Origin of the sequence: Pseudomonas sp., from assembly GCF_030696055.1 — a bacterium.
Lineage (GTDB): Bacteria > Pseudomonadota > Gammaproteobacteria > Pseudomonadales > Pseudomonadaceae > Aquipseudomonas.
Map to the genome: position 1 here is coordinate 1 of NZ_JAUYNP010000285.1, position 4,532 is coordinate 4,532.

Here is a 4,532-nt window from a genome sequence, read left to right on the forward strand (position 1 = left end):
GTTGGGAGTGGAGGCGAGGTTGTGGGTGAGTTCCAGTGCCCGAGCGAGACGCATAAAAAATCCGATGCCAATACTGGCATCGGATTTTGATTTCTTGCGGCCAAAGGTCAAGTAAGAGGGCTTAACTGATCGGCATTAGCCACGCGGGTGCCTTTTGTATGCAAAACATCTGAACCTGCTCAAAGTCTCGCGAGCTAGAGCCATGCAAGGCGCTACGTTAGTAACAGCCTCCGGCTGGTCAAAACGGCGAGGAAGCGGAGTTTACGAGCTGTAAATGAGCATAACTCGCTGTACTCGCCCTTCGGGCCGCACTGAAGTGCGTTAGCCGCAAGCGGCTGCCGAGTCTGTTTTTAACGCAGCAGGGCCGACGCGCAGCAGACTTTGGCAGGTTCTCAGAATTGAATATCTGACAGACGCCACACCTGAAAGGCCGGCGTTTCGTAAGGATGGTTTTTCTTCAGCGCCTTGACCGCATCGTGGATCAGCTCGTCGGCCACCACCAACTCGACCTTCCACTCGGCCACCTGCTTGGTCAACCCAACCTGGCCGACAAACGGCTGACTACCCGGCAACGGACGGAACTGCCCCTGCCCCAAGGTTTGCCAGCAGCAACTGTCATAAGCCCCCACACGCCCACCACCCGCTGCAAACACAGCACTTTTAACCTCTTCCAGATGAGTTTCCGGGACATAAAAACACAGCTTGTACATCGAGGTCTCCACAGGCACGGCGGAATAGAAATAGCCCAATAATGATGCCACAGAATAATGGCACTTTGCCCCTGACGCGGTTCGAGGCACTCATCACAGTTGCCAATTATGACTGGCTAATTTCAGCTGCGTTCAGTGCGCCCAGTCACCTAGAGCTTAGCTTGCCGACAGGCGCCAACCCTATGCCGCTTATCACTTCGCCGCCGCGCGCCCACACCAGTCACAGGCCTAGAGCCCACGCCAGAAACGTCGCCAGCGCGCCTTAAAACCAGGCGCAGGCGGGCTATGGCTGCCATCGCAATAGGGCAAATGCCGCGAATGGCCGCAACGGCACAGCAGCAGAAGCTTCTCTTGGACAGGATCGAGGCGCAGCCCATGGCTGCAGCTGGAGGGGCAATCGGGAAGCTGGGGCGAGCGCCCGCAGCGGCACAGCAACGAGGTAGCGCCAGGTTTGACCTGGCGTACCTCGGGCAGGACAGGCGCAGACTTATTCAGCATAAGCCCGCGCCACCCCGATCAATCCACCCAGACCCGGGCGTTGCGGAACATGCGCAGCCAGCCGGCATCTTCCTGCCAGTCGTCCGGCTTCCAGGAGTTCTGCACGGCGCGGAACACCCGCTCCGGGTGCGGCATCATGATGGTCACGCGGCCGTCACGGCTGGTCAGGCCGGTAATCCCGCGCGGCGAGCCGTTGGGGTTGGCCGGGTAGGCTTCGGTGACCTTGCCGTGGTTGTCGATAAAGCGCATGGCCACGCAACCGGACAGGTCGGCTTCGAGCAGGGACTCTTCGTTCTCGAACTCGGCATGGCCTTCGCCGTGGGCGATGGCGATCGGCATGCGCGAACCGGCCATGCCCTGCAGGAAGATCGACGCCGACTCCTGCACCTGGACCATGGCCACCCGCGCCTCGAACTGCTCGGAGCGGTTGCGCACGAAGTGCGGCCAGAACTCGCTGCCGGGGATCAGCTCGTGCAGGTTGCTCATCATCTGGCAACCGTTGCACACGCCGAGGGCGAAGCTGTCCTTGCGCTCGAAGAAGGCCTGGAAGCCATCGCGAGCCCGGGCGTTGAACAGAATCGACTTGGCCCAGCCTTCGCCGGCGCCCAGCACGTCGCCATAGGAGAAGCCGCCGCAGGCCACCAGGCCCTTGAACTCGTCCAGGCTGACGCGACCGCTGAGGATGTCGCTCATATGCACGTCGATGGCGTTGAAACCGGCGCGATCGAAGGCTGCGGCCATTTCCACCTGACCGTTGACGCCCTGCTCGCGCAGCACGGCGATCTGCGGACGCACGCCCTTGCGGATGTAAGGTGCGCTGATGTCCTGGTTGACGTCGAAACCGAGCTTGACCGAGAGACCCGGGTTGTCTTCTTCCAGCAGCGCGGCGAACTCCTGATCGGCGCACTGGGCGTTATCGCGCAGACGCTGGATGCGGTAGCTGGTTTCCGCCCACTGACGCTGCAGCTGACTGCGCTGGCCACCGAACACCGGCTGGCCATTGAAGCTGATCGCCACCTCGTCGCTGTTGACCGGCCGACCGATCACCGCCACGCAATCGCCCAGACCGGCGGCGCTGAACTGCGCCAGGACTTCAGGAGTCGCGTCCTGATGCACCTGGATCACCGCGCCCAACTCTTCGTTGAACAGCACCGCGGCCAGGTCCTCGCGGCCATCGGCCAGCGCATCGAGGAACAGATTGAGGCCGCAATGGCCGGCGAAGGCCATTTCCAGCGCGCTGACCAACAGGCCGCCGTCGGAGCGATCGTGGTAGGCCAACAGGCTGCCGTCGGCGTTCAGGCCCTGGATCACGGCGAAGAAGGCCTTGAGGTCTTCGGCATCGTCGACGTCCGGCGCCTGGCTGCCGAGCTTGCCGTAGACCTGGGTAAGGATCGAGGCGCCCAGACGGTTCTGCCCACGGCCCAGGTCGATCAGAATCAGGTCGGTTTCGCCCTTGTCCATACGCAGTTGCGGGGTCAGGGTCTTGCGAATATCGCTGACCGGGGCGAAGCCGGTGACGATCAAGGACAGCGGCGAGGTAACGCTCTTCTCCGCGCCTGCATCCGTCCAGCGGGTCTGCATCGACATCGAGTCCTTGCCCACCGGAATGCAGATGCCCAACTCCGGGCACAGCTGCATGCCGACGGCCTTGACCGTGTCGTACAGGCGCGCGTCCTCGCCCGGGTGGCCGGCGGCGGCCATCCAGTTGGCGGACAGTTTGATGTCGCCGATCGCCTCGATGCGCGAGGCGGCCAGGTTGGTCAGGGTCTCGCCGATCGCCATGCGCCCGGATGCCGCGGCATCCAGCAGCGCCAGCGGCGTGCGCTCGCCCATGGCCATGGCTTCGCCGGTGTAGACATCGAAACTGGTGGCGGTCCCGGCGCAATCGGCCACCGGCACCTGCCAGGGACCGACCATCTGGTCGCGCGCCACCAGACCGGTGATGCTGCGGTCGCCGATGGTGATCAGGAAGCTCTTGCTGGCCACGGCCGGGTGATGCAGCACGCGGGTGACTGTCTCGTCTATGGCCAGGCTGCCGGCATCGAAGTCATCGCCCAGCTCGCTTTCGCGGCTGGCCGAACGGTGCATGCGTGGCGCCTTGCCGAGCAGCACGTTGAGCGGCATGTCCACGGCGTTGTTGCCGAAATGGCTGTCGGTGACGGTCAGGTGGGCTGCTTCGGTGGCCTCGCCGACTACCGCGAAGGGGCAGCGCTCGCGCTCGCAAATCGCCTGGAAACGCTCGAAGTCGGCGGCATCCACCGCCAGCACGTAACGTTCCTGGGATTCGTTGCTCCAGATTTCATGGGGCGCCATGCCCGGCTCGTCGTTCGGCACGTTGCGCAGCTCGAAACGTCCGCCGCGACCGCCGTCGTTGACCAGCTCCGGGAAGGCGTTGGACAAACCGCCGGCGCCGACGTCGTGGATAAAGCTGATCGGGTTGTTGTCGCCCAGCTGCCAGCAACGGTCGATGACCTCCTGGCAGCGGCGTTCCATTTCCGGGTTCTCGCGCTGCACCGAGGCGAAATCCAGATCGGCCGAGCTGGTGCCGGTGGCCATCGAGGAAGCGGCGCCGCCACCCAGGCCGATCAACATGGCCGGGCCGCCGAGCACTATCAGCTTGGAGCCGATGGTGATCTCGCCCTTCTGCACATGTTCGGCGCGGATATTACCCATGCCGCCGGCGAGCATGATCGGTTTGTGATAACCCCGTACTTCTTCGCCACGCGGGGTCTGGATCGCCTGCTCGAAGGTGCGGAAATAACCGGTCAGGGCCGGACGGCCGAATTCGTTGTTGAACGCCGCGCCGCCCAGCGGGCCTTCGATCATGATGTCCAGCGCGGTGACGATGCGCTCGGGCTTGCCGTACGGCACTTCCCAGGGCTGCTCGAAACCGGGGATCTGCAGGTTGGACACGGTGAAACCGGTCAGGCCGGCCTTGGGCTTGGCCCCACGACCGGTGGCGCCTTCGTCGCGGATCTCGCCGCCGGAACCGGTAGAGGCACCGGGGAACGGCGCGATGGCGGTCGGGTGGTTGTGGGTCTCCACCTTCATCAGGATATGCACCGGCTCCTGGGTCGCACCGTACTGGCGGGTTTGCGCGTTCGGGTAGAAGCGCCCGGCGCTGTGGCCGACTATTACCGCGGCGTTGTCCTTATAAGCGGACAACACGCCTTCGCCGTGCAGCTGATGGGTGTTTTTGATCATGCCGAACAGGGATTTTTCTTGGGCTTGGCCGTCGATATCCCAGCTGGCGTTGAAGATCTTGTGCCGGCAGTGCTCGGAGTTGGCCTGGGCGAACATCATCAGTTCGATGTCATGGGGGTT

General features: G+C 63.5%; 3 protein-coding genes. All 3 read right to left on the reverse strand.

Going from position 1 to position 4,532, the window contains the following annotated elements; translation table 11 throughout:
- Positions 1-392: 392 nt before the first annotated feature.
- Positions 393-710, reverse strand: coding sequence for a YqfO family protein (locus tag Q8Q83_RS16790; protein ID WP_305625270.1), 318 nt, complete (start codon positions 708-710; stop codon positions 393-395).
- A 228-nt stretch (positions 711-938) separates the two neighbouring features.
- Positions 939-1,208: a CDGSH iron-sulfur domain-containing protein gene (locus Q8Q83_RS16795; RefSeq protein ID WP_305625271.1), complete on the reverse strand. Its 270-nt coding sequence runs from the start codon at positions 1,206-1,208 to the stop codon at positions 939-941.
- Between the two features lie 18 nt (positions 1,209-1,226).
- The coding region (gene purL / locus Q8Q83_RS16800; protein ID WP_305625272.1) for a phosphoribosylformylglycinamidine synthase at positions 1,227-4,532 on the reverse strand (3,306 nt) is incomplete at its 5' end.